The organism is Emticicia sp., assembly GCF_043780375.1.
Classification (GTDB): Bacteria; Bacteroidota; Bacteroidia; order Cytophagales; family Spirosomataceae; genus Emticicia.
The window spans coordinates 1-20,860 of the sequence record NZ_JAYWCU010000184.1 but is presented as its reverse complement, the minus strand read 5'-3'; the positions used below and the strand labels follow the sequence as shown (position 1 = coordinate 20,860).

At 35.4% G+C, this 20,860-nt stretch carries 18 protein-coding genes and 1 pseudogene; 7 read left to right on the top strand and 12 right to left on the bottom strand.

Features of this window, described 5'->3' with window-relative positions:
* Nucleotides 1–3: 3 nt before the first annotated feature.
* From ACH2CJ_RS14835 to ACH2CJ_RS14825, 3 genes are all read right to left on the bottom strand, one after another.
* Nucleotides 4–1,611 (bottom strand): ADP-ribosylglycohydrolase family protein, encoded by a 1,608-nt coding sequence (locus tag ACH2CJ_RS14835; RefSeq protein ID WP_394993728.1) that lies wholly within the window; start codon nt 1,609–1,611, stop codon nt 4–6.
* Nucleotides 1,612–1,843: 232 nt separating this feature from the next.
* A complete protein-coding gene (gene rbsK, locus ACH2CJ_RS14830) occupies nt 1,844–2,746 on the bottom strand; it encodes a ribokinase (RefSeq protein ID WP_394993727.1) in 903 nt (300 codons plus the stop codon).
* The gene (locus tag ACH2CJ_RS14825; RefSeq protein WP_394993726.1) at nt 2,743–3,690 is read right to left on the bottom strand and encodes a nucleoside hydrolase; all 948 of its coding nucleotides are present in this window, start codon (nt 3,688–3,690) and stop codon (nt 2,743–2,745) included. Before ACH2CJ_RS14825 ends, rbsK begins: the two co-directional genes overlap by 4 nt.
* Before the next feature lie 181 nt (nt 3,691–3,871).
* Between ACH2CJ_RS14825 and ACH2CJ_RS14820 the strand changes: the two genes are divergently transcribed.
* The 5 genes from ACH2CJ_RS14820 (at nt 3,872) to ACH2CJ_RS14800 (ending at nt 8,552) form a co-directional block, all read left to right on the top strand.
* Nucleotides 3,872–5,365, top strand: a complete 1,494-nt coding sequence (locus ACH2CJ_RS14820; protein ID WP_394993725.1) for a hypothetical protein — start codon at nt 3,872–3,874, stop codon at nt 5,363–5,365.
* A 330-nt stretch (nt 5,366–5,695) separates the two neighbouring features.
* A complete protein-coding gene (locus tag ACH2CJ_RS14815; protein WP_394993724.1) occupies nt 5,696–6,385 on the top strand; it encodes a response regulator transcription factor in 690 nt (229 codons plus the stop codon).
* Nucleotides 6,382–7,737, top strand: a complete 1,356-nt coding sequence (locus tag ACH2CJ_RS14810) for an ATP-binding protein (protein ID WP_394993723.1) — start codon at nt 6,382–6,384, stop codon at nt 7,735–7,737. Before ACH2CJ_RS14815 ends, ACH2CJ_RS14810 begins: the two co-directional genes overlap by 4 nt.
* A 139-nt stretch (nt 7,738–7,876) precedes the next feature.
* Nucleotides 7,877–8,305, top strand: coding sequence for a hypothetical protein (locus tag ACH2CJ_RS14805; RefSeq protein ID WP_394993722.1), 429 nt, complete (start codon nt 7,877–7,879; stop codon nt 8,303–8,305).
* Between the two features lie 61 nt (nt 8,306–8,366).
* Nucleotides 8,367–8,552 carry a hypothetical protein gene (locus ACH2CJ_RS14800; protein WP_394993721.1) on the top strand — a complete coding sequence of 62 codons (186 nt, stop codon included), beginning with the start codon at nt 8,367–8,369 and terminating at the stop codon, nt 8,550–8,552.
* Between the two features lie 20 nt (nt 8,553–8,572).
* Here ACH2CJ_RS14800 and ACH2CJ_RS14795 read toward each other — a convergent pair whose 3' ends face one another.
* From ACH2CJ_RS14795 to ACH2CJ_RS14765, 7 genes and pseudogenes are all read right to left on the bottom strand, one after another.
* Nucleotides 8,573–9,205, bottom strand: a complete 633-nt coding sequence (locus ACH2CJ_RS14795; RefSeq protein WP_394993720.1) for a pyridoxamine 5'-phosphate oxidase family protein — start codon at nt 9,203–9,205, stop codon at nt 8,573–8,575.
* A 482-nt stretch (nt 9,206–9,687) separates the two neighbouring features.
* Nucleotides 9,688–10,809, bottom strand: coding sequence for a lactonase family protein (locus tag ACH2CJ_RS14790; RefSeq protein ID WP_394993719.1), 1,122 nt, complete (start codon nt 10,807–10,809; stop codon nt 9,688–9,690).
* Nucleotides 10,810–10,841: 32 nt separating this feature from the next.
* Nucleotides 10,842–11,168 (bottom strand): annotated as a pseudogene (locus tag ACH2CJ_RS14785) (GNAT family N-acetyltransferase); the annotation flags it as partial.
* A gap of 15 nt (nt 11,169–11,183) precedes the next feature.
* A complete protein-coding gene (locus ACH2CJ_RS14780; RefSeq protein ID WP_394993718.1) occupies nt 11,184–11,363 on the bottom strand; it encodes a GNAT family N-acetyltransferase in 180 nt (59 codons plus the stop codon).
* Between the two features lie 20 nt (nt 11,364–11,383).
* On the bottom strand, nt 11,384–12,877 hold the full coding sequence (mqo, locus tag ACH2CJ_RS14775) for a malate dehydrogenase (quinone) (protein WP_394993717.1): 1,494 nt from the start codon (nt 12,875–12,877) through the stop codon (nt 11,384–11,386).
* 117 nt (nt 12,878–12,994) lie between these two features.
* Complete coding sequence (locus ACH2CJ_RS14770; protein WP_394993716.1) at nt 12,995–14,287, bottom strand: OmpA family protein; 1,293 nt, start codon at nt 14,285–14,287, stop codon at nt 12,995–12,997.
* 267 nt (nt 14,288–14,554) lie between these two features.
* Nucleotides 14,555–17,080 carry a DEAD/DEAH box helicase gene (locus tag ACH2CJ_RS14765; protein WP_394993715.1) on the bottom strand — a complete coding sequence of 842 codons (2,526 nt, stop codon included), beginning with the start codon at nt 17,078–17,080 and terminating at the stop codon, nt 14,555–14,557.
* Nucleotides 17,081–17,283: 203 nt separating this feature from the next.
* On the opposite strand from ACH2CJ_RS14765, the gene ACH2CJ_RS14760 reads away from it, so the two are divergent.
* Both ACH2CJ_RS14760 and ACH2CJ_RS14755 read left to right on the top strand, forming a co-directional pair.
* Nucleotides 17,284–17,898: a 2OG-Fe(II) oxygenase gene (locus ACH2CJ_RS14760; RefSeq protein ID WP_394993714.1), complete on the top strand. Its 615-nt coding sequence runs from the start codon at nt 17,284–17,286 to the stop codon at nt 17,896–17,898.
* 37 nt (nt 17,899–17,935) lie between these two features.
* Nucleotides 17,936–18,346, top strand: a complete 411-nt coding sequence (locus ACH2CJ_RS14755) for a hypothetical protein (protein WP_394993713.1) — start codon at nt 17,936–17,938, stop codon at nt 18,344–18,346.
* A 49-nt stretch (nt 18,347–18,395) separates the two neighbouring features.
* Here ACH2CJ_RS14755 and ACH2CJ_RS14750 read toward each other — a convergent pair whose 3' ends face one another.
* Together ACH2CJ_RS14750 and ACH2CJ_RS14745 are read right to left on the bottom strand one after the other, a co-directional pair.
* On the bottom strand, nt 18,396–19,853 hold the full coding sequence (locus ACH2CJ_RS14750; RefSeq protein ID WP_394993712.1) for a S41 family peptidase: 1,458 nt from the start codon (nt 19,851–19,853) through the stop codon (nt 18,396–18,398).
* Nucleotides 19,854–19,984: 131 nt separating this feature from the next.
* Nucleotides 19,985–20,860, bottom strand: an 876-nt coding sequence (locus ACH2CJ_RS14745; protein ID WP_394993711.1) for a S41 family peptidase, incomplete at its 5' end; no start/stop codon positions are given.

Below are 20,860 nucleotides of genomic sequence, written 5' to 3'. Positions count from 1 at the left end.
AAGTTATTTCTTTTTATATGGCCCAAAAGTGGCAATGGTTACTTGTTTCTGTGGTTTGCTCGAATACCAAATTAATTCTGACAAATAACAGATTATTTCAGGGTCTACATTTATGAGTTTTAATTTGACTTTATGTTTAGTATCTACAAGTTGATATTTCCAACAAATTTCAAGTCGGCGAGTGGTAAATTTTGCTGGAAGTTTGATTGTTTCACTCAATTTGTCGTCAATATATACTTCTATTTGAGCATATTTATCACCTTTTGTTTCTCGAGAGCTACTTTCTTTGAGTTTGGTATCTCCTCTTAGTACGAAGCCGTTTCCTTCAAAATCAAGTTCTACTTCATTTTCTAAATTTTTCCCTATCCATTTTTTATCTAAAGGAAAATGTCCTTCAAAACTTTCCTCAAAACGAACGGGTGTTGGTAATTGAGTTTTTATTGTAATAGTATTTCCTGAAACTTTCCCACCGTTTCGTTCGATATTTTGTATAGCGTGCTTGGTTCCAATTTCATAGACATCGTTGAGCGATGTTGAGGTATATTTAAAATCCATATCTTCGATTTCTTTCAAGCCTAATTTCCAATATTCTGGAATGGCTTTATAGCCTAACATTGCCCCTAAAATTCCTCCCGCTGAAGATGGATTACAGTCGGCATCTTGACCACAACGAGTCGTAATTTCCATCGTTTGGGTAAAGTCTCCTTTTCCATAAAGTAAGCCCAAAACAACGTAAGCCGAATTGATAGTGGCATCAATATTGAATGGAGCAAAAACACCATCGGGACAACCAATGTCATTTGTCCATTTTTGCTGAAGTTCAAACCAAGTCTTTTTCCAATTATTAGGATACATTTTGTGCCACTTGATTACATCAGCAATACATTCATAATACTTTGATTTCTTAGGAATGGTTTTTAAAGCCTCATTTACCACATAATTGATGTCATTTGAAGTCAAAGCGAGCGAATACATTGCACCTATATAAACGCCACCATACCAACCATCGCCGTAATTCATAATATGACCAATTTTGTCTGAAATTTTGGAAGCGGTATTGGGCATTCCAGGAGACATTAGACCTGCAAAATCAGCTTCAATTTGATAATCTATGCAATCAGCATGAGGATTATTGAGCCAATGTCCAGAGGAAGGAGGCAGAATACCTTGCAAAATATTGTAGCGAGCTGCTTGGTTGGCATGCCAAAGCATGTAGCCAGCATTGGCATAAGCTTTGGCATGTGATTCAACGGGAGCATCGAGCCCTTCACGCTCAAATACTTCAACAAAAGTCAAATCCATATAGAGATCATCATAAATTCCAGGCCCATTGACCATAGATTTTTTTAATAAACCATCATACCACGGAATTTTTTGGTAATCATTTATCATAGTTCCGTTGAATTTAAACTCTACTGGAGCTCCAAATGTAACGCCAATGGTTTGTCCAGCCCAACCGCCCATAATTTTGTCTTTGAGGTTTTCTTTGGTCATACTTATCATTTTTTGAGCATCGGCAATTGTTGCTGATAATAGTAATAATGATAGCAATAAAGTCTTGTTTTTAAAGACTTTTCCGAAAACTTGACTGAGAATTGAGGTGGTTTTCATATTTGTATATTAGAAATTTTATGTTTAAAATTTAATTTTTTTCATTCACTTAATAGACTTCTTGCGAAAGTGTTTTATGATTGAAAAATAGTAGATTTTCATGCGAAAATTGAGGAAATTTTGAAAGCATAGCACCGCTACGGTTGAAAAATTTGCTCAGTTTGTAGCCGAAAAGATGTTGTTTTTCGACTTAAAATACTTTCGCAGGAAGTCTAATTATGAATTCACTCATTTAATTTAGCTCATTACGCATCGGAGCAGAGGCTTGAGCCCCCATGCGAGTAACCGAAATAGCAGCTGCACGACAAGCAAAACTAATGGCTTGCTCCAAGTCTTGTCCTTCAGATAATGCTACTGCCAATGCTCCATTGAATACATCTCCAGCAGCGGTAGTGTCTGTTGCCTCAACAATTGGTGCAGGAATAAGGCGATTAATGGTATCGTTATGCAAATATGCTCCACGTGAGCCTAATGTAATAATAACATTTTTTACGCCTTTTTCATGAAATTTCAAGGCGGCTTGTTCGGCAGATGTCAAATCGATGACTTTGATTCCTGTGAGCAATTCAGCTTCGGTTTCATTAGGCGTGATGATGTCGAGGTATTTAAAAACTGACTCATCTAATACCTGAGCAGGAGCAGGGTTTAAGATAACTTTTGCTCCACGTTCGAAGCATTTTTTGATAGCAAACTCAACTGTTGGAATAGGAATTTCTAATTGTAATAAAACCGTATCGTTGGGCATGATTTGTCCAATTGCCTTTTCAACTTCAGCTATTTGCAAATTTCCGTTTGCACCTGAAGCTACAGCGATACTATTTTCGCCTTTGGCATCAACTAAAATTAAAGCAACACCCGAGGGATTTTCGAGGTCAGTAAAAATATAATCAATATTGATTCCTTCCCGCTGAAAACCTTGTACGGCTTGCTTTCCGAAAATATCATTGCCAGTTTTGCTTACAAAAGTTACTGCTGCCCCCAATTTTGCTGCGGCAACTGCCTGATTTGCTCCTTTTCCACCTGGATTCATCAAGAAAGTTCCACCAATGATTGTTTCTCCTGGGGCGGGTAATTTTTGTGATTTTACAACCATATCGGTATTTGAACTACCGATAACGAATATTTTTTGTTTCATCGCCCTAAATTTTGCTTTAAATAAACGTCCATTATTCGCTTCAAAAACTCTTCGGTATTGATGCTAACGCCAATTTCGGCATTCGGCGTTTTGGTTTTATCGATTCTTGTATAGCCTTTATCATCAACTTCTACGAACACTTTTTCGGTTTTGAATAAGTCAGGATAAAGTGCCATTCCGATGGCTACTGCATCAAAAAGTGTGGGTGTTCGCTCGTAAGACCAAAGTGTGGTAAGTCCGCACAAAGCATTGGTGAGTGGACTTTGACGGTACAATAATTTTTCTCTAAGAGCTTTATCCCATTTTACAAAGGCCGTAATATCGAGCCCTGCATACACAATATTTGCTCCCGAATTGACAAATTTTTTCGCTGATTCCACATCTGCTACTACATTCCATTCTGCATTGATGGTTGGACTACCATTATAGCCAATATAAAATGAGCCAAACATGGCAATTATTTTCTTGGCCAATTTTAATGCCTGTGGGTCTTTTTCAATAATATCCTTCATATTGGTAACGGGGCCTACCGAAAACAGAATCACTTCGTTGGGATATTTATGCAATTGCTCAATGATAAAATCTGCACCTGATTGCTTAATCGGCTTGACTTTATCGAATCCTTTCGACCAGTAATATTGCTCGGCGTACCAATTGGCTCGATCATTTTTGTTGGAAGTATTTCGCCCCATTGCTACAGGAATTTTCTCCAAACCTGTTTCATAGAGCATTTTGCAAGCCAATTCTGCTCGGTCGTTGGTACGTCCGTAGCAGGTGGTAATGCCCAAAATTTCAAATTTATCGGTACTTGAAAGCATCAATGCAACAGCGTAGGCATCGTCAATATCATCGCCTAAATCGCAGTCGAGAATCACTTTTTGCTTTTGTGCTTGCAGAGTAAAAAATATTAAAGAAAGCAAGAGTAAAAATTGAAGTTTTTTCATTTGTTTGATTGCTTAAATTGAATTCAAATTAAATACAATTTTTTCATTGTTTAATAATATTTATTTGACCAATATTGTGTATTTTTGGCTAATTATAAAATAAATTTATATTTTTAAACTATTGTTAATCAATATTTTAACTTATTTATATAGCTAATATAAACTTATAGTTTAACAACAAATGAACCTTTTAACTTTAAAAAATCTCATTTATTCACTCTCGAAAGGAGAAAAGAAAAGTTTTAGCTTGCTTGCAGGAATGCAGGAGGGTGATAAAAAATATTTGAAATTGTATGAATATTTGTTGATGAGTAAAGATATTGATGTGGAAAGCCTAGAAAAATCATATACTAAAAATGGTCTGGAATCGGCTCGAAAACATTTGTATTATAACTTAATGAAGGCACTTAGGCAAGCCGAAAATGATAAAAATATCGAAAATCGTTTAATAAATGACTTGAAAGACACTCAAATTTTACACAGAAAAGGATTTGTGAAAGAGAGTTTTGAGTATTTGGACAAGATAAAACAAACGGCTCTTAGTAACGAATTATATCCGTGTTTTTTGATGGCTGCTCGACTCGAATTGCAGTATTTGACACGCTTACAATTAGCAGGATTGGATGAATTTGAGCTGATAAAAAAACAACGAAAAATTGAAGAAATTCTCGAACATGAAATGCAAGTACATCGTCATTCGAGTTTGCACGAAATTATATTGATACGCTATTGGAGAAAAGGTACGGTGAATAGTTTGCAAGAAAAAACTAAGCTAAACGACTTATTATTAGAGGAATACAATATTTTGAACAATCGAAATTATCGTTCGTTTGAGTCACAAAAACTTCATCTCAATTTTCAATCAGCGTATTTTATGATGATTGGAGACAACGAAGGAAGTTTAAAGATTTTTTATGAATTGGATTCACTGTTTCAGAGAAATACGCATCTTTGGACTGATTCGCCAACGTATTATATTTTTCTTTTAGATGGAATTTTGACCGATTTATGTGCAATGGAACGGTTCGATGAAATGCCTTTTTTTGTCAATCAATTGAAAAATATTTCGTCCGATTCACAAGATTTGAATTGGCAGATTGAGTTGTTAACTTTGCATCATCAACTAACGATTTCCAATCATAAAGACCAATTTGAGAATGCGGCCAAATTTCTTGAAGTCCAAAAAGAATTTATTGAAAAACTTACCACGAATACGCCTTTCAATTCACAAGCTCAATTATGTCTGACAATTGCCATTACGCACTTTTGGCAGCAAGAATACAAGCAAACTCTTCGCTTTTTGAATTTTATACTCAATAATTATCGTAATACTTTTTCGTACCAAATTTATGTTCAGTCAAGGTTTTTGTTTTTAATTACGCAATACGAATTAGCCAATTTTGATTATCTACGCTACGAAATTCGCTCGTTTGAACGAAAACTAAAAGCCGATAAGCAAGAAAGTTTTCTTGAAAATTTATTGCTTGATATTTTGAAAAAATTGATACAAAACCAGAAAAACACCTCAAAGATTTTTGAAAATTTCCAAGAAAAACTAAAAGATTTAGATGCTTCGTCTGACCAACAACGGATTTTAAAAGTCTTACAAATTGAGCATTGGTTCAAGATAAAAAACGCAAATTTTGCTTTAGTGGATAGAATTTGCCAAACATAATCAATTAAATTTTTTCCTTTAATTTTTGATGCCTTATCTAAGCAAATTCTGAGAATATATAGGTTTTAGAGGTTTTTTTGAAGGGCAAATATCCAAATTATCTGTGTTTTGTATGATTAGGATTTAACTAATTCTAAGCCTTTTCTAATGTGAGCTTAATTTAGTTCTAATTTGTAGAGTGTAGCTTTGTAACTCAATGATAAAAGGTAGTTAAGAAAAATTCAGTTTTTAGTTTAGAGTAGGCAAAAAAGCAGTTGATATTCAACTGCTTTTTTAAGTTTAAAGATAATGCAAAAGAATTAGTAAATTGGGGGTATTTATTAGATAAAAATGGCAGAAAACAAAAAAATACTTATCGTTGAGGACGAAGTAAAGGTGGCAACTTTTATAAAGAAAGGTTTGCAAACTCAAAGTTTCGATGCTGAAATAGCTGAGTCGGGGAGCGAAGCAAAAAAACTATTTGATGAAAATTCTTTCGACCTCATTATTTTAGATATTGGCTTGCCCGATATGAGTGGCTTAGAGGTATGTGAGTACATTCGATCTAAAAATATTAAAGTTCCTATTTTAATGCTGACGGCTTTAGGAACAGTAGCTGATAAATTATCTGGTTTTGAAGTCGGAACTGATGATTATATGGTGAAACCTTTCGACTTTATGGAACTTCTGGTACGAATAAAAGCATTGCTTAAACGAACCAATGACGTAGAACAACCTTCGGAGAAACTTCATGAGGCCGATTTAGAACTTGATTTGAAAGAAAAAGTAGCTCGCCGAGATGGTAAAGTGATTGAACTGACCGCCAAAGAATTTAGTTTGCTCGAATACCTGATGATAAATAAAGGTCGAGTAGTATCGAAGGTTGATATTGCCGAAAAAGTATGGGATATTAACTTTGATACCGGTACTAATTTTATTGAAGTGTATGTCAATTATCTTCGTAATAAAATAGACAAAGGTTTTTCTAATAAGCTCATTCATACAATTGTTGGAATGGGCTATATGCTAAAAAACAAATGACAATTCGTACACGCATGTCGGTGCTATTTTTTGGCATCTATTCTGTTTTATTACTGATTTTTTCTGCGGTAATATATTTCGAGAGCGAAAATTATCGTCAAAAAGAATACAAAATTCGGTTGCGTCAAGAGGCTCTCACGGCCGCTACAATCATTTTCAATAAAAACGAAATCAGCCCCGACCTGCTCAAACTTTTAGATAAAAACAATGTTACGGCTCTCAACCAAGAAGAAATTATTATCTATGATTTGGATAATAAAGTGATTTATGAAAGTGGTTCCGATTCCCCGAATCTGAAACATGAGATTTTGAACCAAATAAGAGAAAAAAAAGAACTTTTTTGGGAAGAAAATAACCTTGAAATGTACGGAATTGTTATCAAAAATGATAAAAAAGAGTACATAGTTTTAGCCTCGTCAGTTGATAAATATGGCTTAGAGAAACAACGAAATTTAGCTTTAATCTTAGGCTTTTCGTCTTTAATTTTGGTTTGTGTTAGTGCTATTACGGGCTGGTTGTTTGCCCGAAGAATGCTACTGCCGATTCAACAAATGATTAAAAAAATTGATAAAATTCGAGCATCACGGCTAAATCTAAGGCTCGATGAAGGTAATAAATCCGACGAATTAGAGCAGCTTTCGATACGATTCAATCAAATGATCGACCGCCTCGAAAATGCTTTTCAAACGCAACGCTCGTTTGTTTCGCACGCTTCGCACGAATTGCGTACGCCTTTGACCGCTATTACGGGACAAATTCAAGTATCGCTGTTGGCGAATGATAATCATACCGATTTGAAACTCATGATCCAGTCAGTTTTAGATGATGTTCAACAACTTAACAAGCTGACCAACAATCTTTTAGACCTCACAAGTATTGATGCCGACGATACAAAATTCAAGCATACACTGGTCAATGTATTAGAAATTATTTGGCAAATTCGCACCGAGTTACGCAAGAAAAACCCTGATTATCAGATACTTATCAGCTTAGATGATAGTGCCGAATTAATGCCAGAAGTAAAAGGTAACGAGAGCTTTCTTTACACAGCTTTGCTTAATTTGATAGAAAACGGAGCGAAGTTCTCGCCAAACCATACGGTTGAAGTTAAAATTATGATTGAAAATCAAGCCTTAACTATTACTTTTCATAATGAAGGCTCTGTGATACCAGCGACTGAAATATCACAAATTTTTGAGCCATTTAAGCGTGGCTCAAACGCCCGAAATACCAAAGGGCATGGCGTTGGGCTATCATTAACCCGTCGAATTGTACAACTTCATGAAGGACAAATTAGCGTAGTTTCTTCCGAAGACAAAGGTACAGTTTTCACGCTTTTGCTTCCCAAATAAATTCTAAGCTATTTCTAATGTTAGCTTAATTCCTGCCTAATATAAATAGTATATCTTTGCATTGTCTTCAGAGAAAGATTTGCAGATTATTGATTGAAGAGACAAATAATTATTCGAAAAAAATATAAATTATAATGCAATGAAAACGTTTCTAATGTGCATTTTTGCTTTTATAGCATTAGGTGTTGGGTCGGTTTATGCCCAAAAATCTTCAATAGATTCACCTCATAATTACAAACGTCCAGTTTTTCAGCAAAGAAAAGCCCTGTCTGAAAGTAAGAATGTAACGGTATCTATACAGCCAACTTATCAAATCAAAAACGATATTAGTTCGGTTCATAACTATAAGCGTCAAGGAAGTGTAGATTTTGTATCGGAATCCGCTTTGGTCGTGCAAATGCCCGCTACTAAACCCACGACTTTAAATCCGCTTTTGTCGCCTAATCACTACAAAAGTCAATCTCAAACTACCAAATATAACCAGAAAATGGCCCTAATTAAGGATAGTATAAATCGGACTACGATAAATATAAGTAAAAAAGACTCGGCAATTGTCGAGGTTAAATAGTAACCTTATTTTTCCAAGTAAATCTCTGTTTCTTGGGAAATTCATTTTAATATTTTGAACTATGACAATGCACGAATACAGCAAGATAATACTTGAAAAAGTAAGTTTTGAACCTAAAATTTTCAAAAAAGAACTAAGAAAAGCTCTACGACAATCAACAAAAGATGATTTTAAGCAACTCATGAGTTGGTGTCGAGAGAAATTCAGTAAAAAAAAAGAACTGAAAAACACTCTTACGGTGCAATGATTTCTGTAACTATCTAATATTTATCTGGTCAAATGCTCAGGCAAAGGAATATTTACACTTGATTCGTCAGCAATCGGAGCGAGCCTATTACTCGGAATAGGAATGATTCCTGACCAAATGGGTAAATTTTTATCCTCATCTTCATCATTGGGCATTCCAGTTCGAATTCTAGCAGAGGCTTCCGAAATTTCAAAAACCAAAAGCATGGTTTTATTGACTTCGTTTGTTTTCATAGGGCGAAGATATTCCCAACTATTTGGCACAATTTTCTCAGTTAATTCTTTGAAAAATGAGGCTTTTGCTTCAAAATCATCAATTCTTGTTGCATTTGTAAAAATAATCACTGAACGATAATTGACAGAATGACTAAACGCCGATTTTGCCACAACCAAAGCATCGGTCAGCATCACCGAAATGCAAACAGGAATTCCCGATTCGATTTCTCGTAAAAAATGGCTACCCACCGAACCGTGAATATATAGTTTGTTTTCTTTGCGAACAAAGGCTGTTGGAATCGAAAATGGCTGATTATCAACCGAATAGCATATTGTACAAAAAAGAGCCTCGTCTAAAATTGAGTAAATAAGTGCCTCGTCGTATTGCGTTTTTTTAGCGTTACGGCTTGTTGTTGTCCGTGGGGTTTGTTGTATCATAATTCAAGTCTAAAATGGTGATAAACAATTTTCATTCCTTTGTTGAGATAAAGCCTGTGAGCATCATATCGTTGATGTCCCGAATCAAGATGAACTGCTTTTAAACCTTCAAATCTGGCTTTTTCTAGTTTATAATCAAATAATTTTCACCTTTACCACGCTCTTCGGGAAGCGTTGTGAAAATATAACGACCGTCAAAAAGTGTGGTAAGATATCGAAAACCACAAGCCGAAACTGCTTCATTATTTTCTTCAATCTAAATCAAAGAATAGTTTTTTGCTTGCATTATTGGCAATAATTCCAAAAATAATTAAGGTGTCAGATGCGGGCTTAGGGCTTGCATTTCACTTGTTTAAATCATAGAAATCTGTCCGATTGCTCTTCGTTTAAATTTTCGTCCGTAGCTTCACTACGAACTCGTAAAGTCTTAATCACCAAAAAATGACTTGATTTTATAAATCGAAACGCCCATTGCAACAAGTCTATTTGTATTGTCTGATTTGTACACAAGAAGGCTCTGTAATTTTTATGCTGTTACCAACTTTTTTCAATAAACCAGTTTTAGCATTTTGCTTGAAAACAACCACATTACCACTTACCTGATTGGCTACAATCACAAACTTACCTTTTGGGTCAATGGCAAACATGCGTGGATGTTCGCCCAAGGTAGATTGATAGTCGATGTTTTTTAGAATACCATTATTTTCGATGGAAAAAATAGCAATATTGTTTTCTTTCCCTCGGTTGGAAGCATACAAAAAACGTCCATCTGGCGAAATATGAATATCGGCACTGCCAAAACCATCCACATATCGACTTGAGTGCGTTTCTATTCTCTGAATACTATCTAATTTACCATTATCATAAGCATAAACGCTCACTGTCCCCGAAAGTTCTTCAATACAATAGGCAAATTTTCCATTTGGATGAAAAGTAAAATGTCGTGGACCACTTCCTGCCACAGTTTTGGTAAATGGATATTGAGCTGCTTGCAATGGCTGCTTTTGTGAAATATCGAACTGGTAACATCTAATTTTATCGGCACCCAAATCGGGCATAAAAACATAATCATTTTTCGGTGAAAATACCGACGAATGTACATGCGAGCGTTCTTGTCTTTTTGGGTCAATACTGTGTTCGGTAGTATATTGAAAATTCTGAATATAAGGACTTATTTTGCCATTTTCAAGTGAATATACCGATGCACTTCCCTCGGTATAATTGGCATTGACGAGCCATTTGCCACTTTTATGAACCGACAAATAAACAGGATTTTCGCCACCACTTCTTTGACTATTAATGAAGGTCAAGGTTTTTTGTTTTGCATCAAATTCATAGCTACTGATGCTTCCAGCATTGGGCGTTTTTGTGTTGGTGCAAGCATAAAGAAATTTCCCATCGGGCGATAAATTCAGATAAGAGGGATTATGAATTTTAGCACTCGTGATTTTCTTTAAAGCTCCTTTTGAGGTCAATTGATAAACATAAATGCCTTCTTGTGTATTGTCTAAATTGTATGAGCCAATGAAAACATAATTATTTTGTGCGTACAAATGAACGCTAAATAATAAGGAAAGTATGAATATTGCTGCTTTTTTTGCCATTTTATTGTTTTATCCGTTTAAGATTGCCTTGTTTAGATTTCAAATAACATTAATTCTTTTTCTTCATCTCCAAACTTTATCATTTTTTCAAACTGCATTCCAATCTTACGTATAAGTCCAATTGATTTTTCATTATCAGGATTTACAATGGCAATGATTCTGTCAATTTTGAGTGTATTTTTGGCATAATCAAGAGTTGCAGAAGCTGCTTCGTAGCCAAATCCTTTGCTAACAAGGTTGGGTAAAAAAGCAAACCCAATGTCGATATCAGGCAAAGAATCTCGTTTTATAAGTCCACACATACCAATTGTTTTGCTGCTTCGGTCCGACATTTCGGCTTTCTCAATTACTGCATAAAACCCAAAGCCGTGTTCTTAGTAACTTTTCAAAGTGCCATTTTTTAGATAATTTTCGGCATCTTCAATCGAAAGTACATTTCTATCACCAATGAATTGTAGCCACGTTGGTGTATTCAGTAATTCAAGCACGAAAGCGGCATCGTGCAATGTAAATTTTCGTAAAATTAGCCTTTCGGTTTCGATGATTGTGTGCATTTTTCAAACTTTTAATATTTCTATTTCAAACCCAAAACCTCAGCAGTTCTTTCACGAGTTTTTTTAGCTAATTTGGTATCAGTAGCCAATGATTTGCCATACGATGGAATCAATTTTGATAGTTCGCTTTGCCAATTTGGCGTGGCTTCTAAGTCAGGGAAACATTTTTTCAATAAATCAAGCATGATAGAAACCGAAGTCGATGCTCCTGGCGATGCTCCGAGCAAAGTAGCCAGCGAACCATCGTGGGCATAAACCACTTCTGTGCCAAATTCCAATATACCGCCTTCTTTTTCGTCTTTTTTTATTACTTGTACTCGTTGTCCAGCTTGCATTAATTCCCAATCGTCTAATTGTGCATTTGGGAAATATTCGAGCAGTGCATCTAAACGGTCTTCGGGCGATTGAGTTACTTGCTCAATGAGGTATTTTGTCAATGGAATATTATGGATTCCTGCCAAAACAAGTGGCAAAATATTGTTCCATTTTACCGAAAGAGGTAAATCTAAATACGAACCATGTTTCAAGAATTTAGTTGAAAAGCCAGCAAAAGGTCCAAAAAGCAAGGCTTTTTTGCCATCAATCATGCGAGTATCAAGGTGTGGAACCGACATTGGTGGTGAACCTACATTGGCTTTGCCATAAACCTTTGCATAGTGTTTTTCAATAAGTTCGGGTTTGTTGCACACGAGCCATTGCCCACTTATCGGAAAGCCACCGTAGCCGTTTCCTTCGGGAATATCGGCTTTTTCGAGTAAGAGAAGTGAGCCTCCACCTGCCCCAATAAATACAAATTTAGACGTATAAATGTTTTGTTCACTACTATCCAAATCTTTTATGGTCAATTCCCACAAGCCATTCGAAAGACGCTTGATGTCTTCCACTTCATTGTTTAGACGAAGGTTTACGTTTTCGTCTTCTTGCAAATAAGCAAACATCGAGCGAGCCAAAGCACCAAAATTTACATCTGTGCCAATGTCCATGCGAGTGGCAGCCAGTTCTTGCGACACCTCACGCCCTTGCATAATTAAAGGCATCCATTCTCTGAGTCGGGCATGATTTGTAGTAAGCTTCATTTCGCTGAAAAAATGATGTTTACTCATTGATTCATAGCGTTTTTGGAGAAAATCAGTGTTGTTTTCGCCCCAAACAAAGCTAATATGAGGAATCGGACGAATGACATTTTTTGGATTTTCAATAATACCTTCTTGTACCAAAGAAGTCCAGAATTCTTTTGATTTTTCAAAAGATTCGGCAATTTTGATAGCTTTTTCGATATTTATGCTTCCATCTTCTTGCTCAGTTGTATAGTTCAGTTCGCAAAAAGCGGAATGTCCCGTTCCAGCATTATTCCACGCTTCCGAAGATTCTGCTGTTACTTTATCCATTCGTTCAAAAATATTTATTTTCCATTGAGGCTCCAGTTTTTTTAAAAAAGTGCCTAAGGTTGCACTCATAATACCCGCTCCAATCAAGATTACTTCACTATAATTTGCTGTTTGATTTTTTTTCATAATTCAGTACATCGGGTTTCCTACCTCGGTTGCGGACTACTCTGTTCATTTTCTTGTTTAAACTACGCCTTTTTCTTCTATTCGATAACAAACGGATTGGAAATCCGTTTTAAGGTTTCAATAAAATCGCAACTCTGCACGTCGGTTTTTTTGGCGATTCTCTTCGGTGTCATTTCCTGCATTTGCTTGTTTACTGTCATCACCTCTCAGCGTAATACGCTTATCTTTGATACCTTTATTGAACAAGAAATTCGAAATAACTTTTGCCCGAAATTCAGAAAGATAGAGGTTCTGTCGAGAATCTCCAATATTATCGGTATGTCCAGTAATTTCAATTTTAATATCGGGAGCTTCTAACATTTTTTTACTGATTTGTTCCAAAATTTGTTTTGATTCTTGTTTCAATACAGTGCTACTTTGGTCGAAGAAAATGCTCTGTGTTTCAAGATTGACCACTTTACTTTCAGGTTTGAAGGCTTGCTTTTCAATCTGTATTGATTTTGTTTCAACTTCGGCTATTATTTTGGTTTTTGGTTCAAGACTAACAATTATTTGATTCAACCCTTCGATGGCTTCAAATTCTTTGATAATCGGTAAAGCATTTTTTGAACTAACTGTAATCTTATATTTACTGCCAAAATTAAGGTTTCCTAAATGGATTTCTTCTTTTTTTAATAATAAAACAGGCTTAGACTGACTTGTTTCAATTACCTCTATTTTTGATAAATTTTCTTCTTTTTTGATAATTAAATTCAAAAAAGACAATTTTTTGACGAGTTTAGCGGTATTTTCATGCACAGTTTCGTCAAAAGTATTAATAACAATATTGCTTAAAAAATTCTGATAACCATCGGCTGTTACTTCAACTACAATATTGTCTTTTTGTGTAAAATTATGTTCAAAAACTGAATTTTCTTTCCCTGTTTTTACATTGATAACTTCCATTTTATTGGCATTTGTCAATCGAAATTGTGCTGGTATGATATGCCCATCAAGGGCATCAATTGCTTGAAAAACCTGCGTATTTTTAGGAATAAAACTCTTGGAAACACTATCTGTACTTTTCTTTTGAGCCGCAAATTGTAAATAAAGTTGGTTGTTTTTAGACTTGCTATCAAACAGCAACGGTATGTCGCATACAACGCTGATATTTTCCAAATTCTCGAAGTTTATCAACACATTAGAAACAATATAATTGTTCGATTTTGCTTGAAGAATTAACTGTTTTGGCAATGCATTTATTTCAAAACTGCCATCACTATTATTATTAATTTCTTTTGTGAGTGTTTCGGCATCTTTATAAATAATTGTAATCTGGGCTGTCAGAGGTATCTTGGTTTTGAGGTCTCGAACTATTCCTCTGACTGTTATATTTTTACTTCCTTGACTTACTGCGAATGTAGTTAACATTGTCAGAAAAATCAGCATAAGAGGGCATCGCTTCATTGATTAGGTTAGGGTTGTTTTTTTAGGATTTTGTGTATTTTATTGATTGTTAGTGTTTTTTTTCTCCTTTTTTCGAGGAGGGAACCTGACGAAGTCGGCAGGATAGTATTTTTGGTAATTTATGCGTTAAAATATAAACAAAACATTGGAAATGAACCACTCCAACTGGGTGAACCAGTCAAAATTCTGCTTAATTCGTATATCTTCCACATTCTCAATTATTTGTTAAAATCACTGTTTTATAAATGCTCCAAATAGTGCTGCTAAGGTTTGTAAAGTATTACTAATAACCTCTTCATTTTCGACAGGAATTTTCAAATAAATTTTACCTGATTCGTCTTTTTGCGTAATAGATTCTACTAAATTTTTTGTTGCATCGGGGTTTCTTAAAGTTTGTGCCAATTGTGTAAAAAACTTAACTCCATTTTGTATCATTTCGTCATTTGGCGTAAGGATATTTCCCGAAGAACTGGCAAAACTCACCTCTTGTTCGGGTTCATTTACATCATCATCACCCACGAAAGTTGTTGTTCCAGAGCGGACTTCCGCTTCGGGCGTATCAATTAAAATACTTTCTGAAATATTGGCAAGCTCTTGTTCCTCCACTTTATGCTCTTCTATGGCATCAATAATGGCATTTTTATTTTGCGGAGAATCAGTTAAATTCTCTACCGAACTCATAAATTGCTTAAATCTATCATCGCCTAAGAAAATGGTGTCTTCACCACCATCAAGCACCCCTTCAGCCATTGCACCTTTAAATTTCAGCACATCCAGCATTTTGTGTTCAATAGTGCCTGTCGAAACCAAGTTGATAATTGATACATTTCGCTCTTGTCCGAAGCGATAGATGCGGGCAATTCGTTGCTCCAAAACCGCAGGATTCCAAGGAATATCCAAGTTTATCATCAATGAAGCAGATTGTAAATTCAAACCCACACCACCAGCATCGGTTGAGAGGAAAACCCTACTATTCAGGTCGTTTCGGAAATTATCTAATAAATCTTTTCTTTTCGAGCTTTCTATACCACCGTGCAAATACTCATATTTTAAACCACGCTCATTGAGTTCTTGGGCAACCAAGCGAGTCATGCGTTCCCATTGACTAAAAATGACTACTTTTTCATCGGTTCCATCAAAAAACTCATCCAAAATATTCATTACCTCTTCAATTTTGGTATCGTGCCGAGTCTTTTGGTCGAGTATATACGTACTATCGCAAACCATTCGCATTTGGCTTAAAGAGAGTATCAAACGCTTGCGGTCAATTTCATTCAAAAAACCATATCTACGCCATTTATTGACCAATTTTGCTACGTTATCGCCCAATTCGTTGTGCAAATCCATTTGTTCTTGCGTCATTGGTACAAATAGATTTTTGTCCATTCGCTTTGGTAATTGCGACAAAACTTCTTTTTTAGTGCGACGAATCAATATGTCAGAAAGGCGTTGCGAAATTTCTCGAAGATTTTTATAACCAATCACTTTTCCTGCATCATCAGTCGTTTGATATTGATTTAGGAAACGATACATTGTTCCTAAACGATATACATCAATAAACTGAGTAATGGAATATAATTCTTCCAATTTATTCTCTAAAGGGGTGCCTGTAAGCACAATAGCGTAAGGCGTTACGAGTTTTTTTATTTGTTGCGAAACCTTCGTTTTCCAGTTTTTTATACGTTGAGCTTCGTCCAAAATAACCATATCTGCTTCCATTTTATTGAGCAAATCAAGGTCGTTAGTCATGGTGTGATAGCTTACAATTATATAAAAAGCTTCCGAAAATTCGTACTGTGCCTTACGTTTCAATAAAGTTCCTTCTACAACATGAACGGTGTTGTCAGTAAACTTTTCAATCTCCGATTTCCATTGGTATTTGAGCGAAGTTGGACAAACGATTAGCACCCGATTGATGCCCAATTCGTTTTTATAAAGTTCGGCAGTAGCAATGGCTTGAAGAGTTTTGCCCAAACCCATTTCGTCGGCAATAAGGCTACGACCCGCCAAAGCAGCAAAGAAAACACCTTTTCGTTGGTAAGGAAAAAGTGGTACTTTCAATAAATTATCAAATGATTTATCTTCATCGCCGTCGGGCATTATTCGCCATAAATAATCACGGCGGCGAATTTTATCACGCTCGGCAATGACAAAGTCCAAGGCATCGGGATAGCACCTAAAACTTTGACTTAGTTTATTCGCTTCTTCCAAAAATAACTCAAAAACACTAAATGAAGCAGGTTTTAGAACAGAATTTTGGTCAAAGTAGGTTTTTGACAGTGTAGTATAAGCCGCTTGATTTTCTGAGCCAACTCGTATTTTTATCTCACGCCCATTGCGATAATCTAAGTAAACCGACGAATAGCGAGCTTGAAAAATGCCCTCTTTGAAAGCTTTTTTTGACCCATGAATTCGGCTCAAATGTTGCATCGTAGCACTTATGTGCTTGCAAACACCCAAACGATTAGTTTTGAAATCGAGGCACTCACAAAAATTTTGAGAATCGTCAGCACTTCTAATGGCAACTTTATATGAATTATTGGTGGCATTATTTGTTACTTGAAAATCAGAAAAGAATTTTTCTTGTCCAATATTATTAATTACAAACTCATTATCTTGCCCAAACTGTTTTCTCAAACCAATTTGCCATTGGTCAAGCGTTAGTTCTTCGGGTTTGCGATAGTAAGGAATCTTCTTAGGAGCTTCTACCTTTTTTTTCTTGGCAGATTTACTTTTGAAAGAAATTTTATTTGCCATCTCGAGGTTTTTGAGAGTGTAATTAAAAACTGCTCGAATTTACGAATTTTTCGTGATTTGAAAAGTTTTGTGATATAATGAGAAGGTTATTTTTTAAAGATTCTTGTGAAAATTCGTTTTTAGTGGAAAACAATTCTTTACCTTTACCTCAAGCCCAAAAAACCTTGTAAATCTGCAAGACTAACAAGGTTTTTTAGGCAAAAATGACTCAAGAACAACAATTTGAATTCCTTATCGAAGGAATTGTGGCCAAAGGCTATGCTATTTGTGATGATTTTTTGGAATCGAATGAAGTCGAAAATCTTTTAGAGACCTTTGCTCAACGTTACAAATCGGGGAAGTTTAGGGAGGCAAGCATTGGCAAACAAAGCGAAGTGCATAAGGCATCACTCGTGAGAGGTGATGAGATTTTATGGCTTGAGACAAATTCAATTGATGCTGCCGAACGAATGCTTCTCGACAAAAATCAGGCTTTTGTTGATTACCTTAACCAAACTTGCTATTTAGGAATCAAAGACACCGAAATTCATTTTGCAAAATATGATGTCGGGAAGTATTATCGCCGTCACAGAGATACTTTTCAAACTCAAAAAGGCAGAGTTTTGTCGGTGATTTACTATTTAAATACACATTGGATTCCTGAAAACGGTGGGAATTTAATTATCTATGCACAAGAAAATGGTGTTGAAAAAGCCATTACTATTACTCCATTGGCAGGGCGTTTGGTGTGTTTTGAAAGTGAAAAGCTTGACCATGAAGTAACAGAAACCTTTGCCGAACGTTATAGTGTGACGGGCTGGTTGCTGAATCGGAGGTAATTTTTTATAATTGTAATCAACCTTAATTTATTATAAAATGGATAAGAGTGTTCACGAGTCAAATGAGTCTATTTCAACAAAGAAAAGAATGTCGCCCGAAGCAATTTTTTACGAAGGTACAATGTTTGTAAAAGAAGATTTGGAGAAATCAAATTATTTAGCTGAACCAATTGACGATGATTTTATGTCAATGCCACAACTGATAGCAGTTAAAAACGAGGTCAAGACGCTGGTATTTGTGAATATTAGTGATACTGAGGCTTTTCCAAAAAGTGTCTTTTCAAATGAGCAAATATCAGAATTTATGCGTTTTTCGAGCGATAGACAAGCCGATTGCCTTGTAGCGATTGTTTGTATCAAAAATCCAGAAGGCGGTACCGACTTGTACTATGGCGATGGAAATTCATATACAGTAAAGTATGATTTATTCCCTTCTTTGACTGTTTAAATAATAAGTCGGTTATATTTCATGAATATAACCGACTTACAACTCATATTTACTTCACACCCACCGCCTTCTGTGTCTTTATCAACTCAACAGTAAAATCAATGACACTGGTATTGTTTTTTATCAATTCTTCTGTATTACGATTTATTTTGTAATCGGGTTGCAGGAAAAAATCTTTATTAGCTTGGTTCAATCGGTGGTTCATTTTCATTAATGGTGTATGCACGATGTATTTGGTGTTTGGTAGTTTAAAATCTTGCCAATTGACTGCAAAACTTCCCCAGCTTGCACCACCAACTTGCTGACCAATGATTTTTTCAGGAATGCCTAAATCTTTTGCTAAACTGAGTGCAAAAGTTGTGGCAGAGTAACAGCCAGGGTCCGTAATAAAATAGGTTTTTCCTCGGTAAGCTAAGTGTTTTTCGGGCTTTTGTTTGTTATTTTTCTTATTTACTCGGTACATAAACTCACCTTTACGTTTCGGAAAAGCCATCCACATCACCAACGGAGGCCCAAACCATTGCGGCTTGAAAAGAGTGAAATAGGCTTTTTTCTTGAATGAGATTGTATCGACCAAAGTGAAAGGTTTGGGTGAAAGATACTTTAAAAAACGGCCTACATTTGGGATATATCCCCCGCCGTTGGCTCTGAAATCAATAATCAAATGCTCTACTTTTAGTTTCTTGATTTCACTGAATCTTGCTCGCAAAACTCGCTTAAATTTTCGATTATTTAAATCAAAAAACTTGCTCGTCATAGTAAACTCCGTAATGTCGAATTTGGCAATATGATTGACGCTATCAATAATTTTCAGAGCCAAATTTGGTCTTGTCAAATATTTATAGCGTTTAGTTGAGGTCTTATTGATTTCTGCATTTGTCAGACAGGCAACTTTTTTAGAAATAATAGAATCATTGTTAGGTAAACGATAGGTGATTTTGATAGAATCAAGTTCGCCATATTTTTTCATAAAATAGCTTGGAAAAGCCCCTGTTGTAGAATAGTTTTTTACTGCCTCATTGCCAATATCACTCGAAACATAAGATCTTAGTTTTTCCATCAGATTGTTGATTGGTTCGTCATTGAAAGCCAAAACCTCAGAGCCTCGCAAAATAGTGGAATCACGGGCATAGTTGAGCGAAATATAATATTTGTTATTAATTTTACGAAGATAAAAAGGTACATATTTTGCCTTTTTTACATCAAATCTGGTTTTGTCAAATTTTATATTTGTATGTCCATCCATTACATTAGTAACTAATATAGAAAGCACACGGTAAGTTTCCAAATAGCTAAGTGGCTGATTAACAGTATTATACAACGAATCGTACATTTTGTTATAAGCCTCTTTGTTTACATAATAGTACATTCCTGGATGAATTTTTTCAAACCTTTTTTTCAAGAAAGACATATCTTGTTTGACTTCTTCGGGAGTGAAAATTGTCTTTTTGTTTTGGGCGTGAACGAATAAGGAGGTAAGTAAAAAAAGTAGAAATAGTTGCTTCATTAGGCAATTAAGTGGTTTTTGATTGAGTGATTTACGATTTAGTGACCATGCAATTTTAGTGAGTGATTGATTTTGTGAGTAAAATATTTAAAAAAAATCACTCAATCCGAAAATTACCTATTCACTAAATTTTATCTTATCTTAACCTTGTTTTTAATCAAATTCAAAGTAAATTTCAATACGGTATCTTCATTTTTTAGGAAATCTTCAAGGTTTGGATTGACTTCAAAATCGGGCTGTAAAATGGGTTTATTATACTTTTTTGAATCAATATTATAAAGAATTCTGCCAAGCGGTAATGAAATTTCTAACGCTGTATTAGGTAGTTGAATAGACGAAAATTGTGCTGCTGAGCAGCCATCGTATGCACCTCCGCAAGTCATGCCTACATAAGTTCCAACGTCCATATTATGCAATTTTGAAACTAATAATGCGGCGGCTGAGAAAGTACCACCATTCATCAAAACGTACACATTTTTATTGTAGAGAAACTCGTCGTGCGGACGTTGTTTTTGGTAATATTTACTTTGTAAATACCCCTCCTTGTCTCGAATCGTAAATTCAGCATTGAGCCTCGACGTAGCTTCTTTAGCACGATAACTATCAAATTTCTTATAGTCTTGTTTCAATCGTTGCAAGCCTTCATCTCGAAAACCTAATTTATAAGCGTCGAATGGTTGATTGACAAAATAGCGAAGAAAAAAGATAGAATAATCAATAATTCCACCCGAATTTCCACGCAAATCAAGTATCAAATTTTCTATGTTGTTCTCTTGTAGTTTTCTGAAAATCTTGCGTGTTTCGCCTTCAAAATTACCTTTTCCAAGGTTTTTCATGTCATACATAAAAGAGCGAATATCAACCATTGCTACTTTCTGAGTCGAATCAATAACTCGATAAGATACAATTCCTGTTGTGTCTTCATCTACATCAGGATAACGGACTTCATACATTTTTTCCATAAAATCAGCGTTTTGACCTTCAATTTTGCTGGTTTTTGGTTTGTC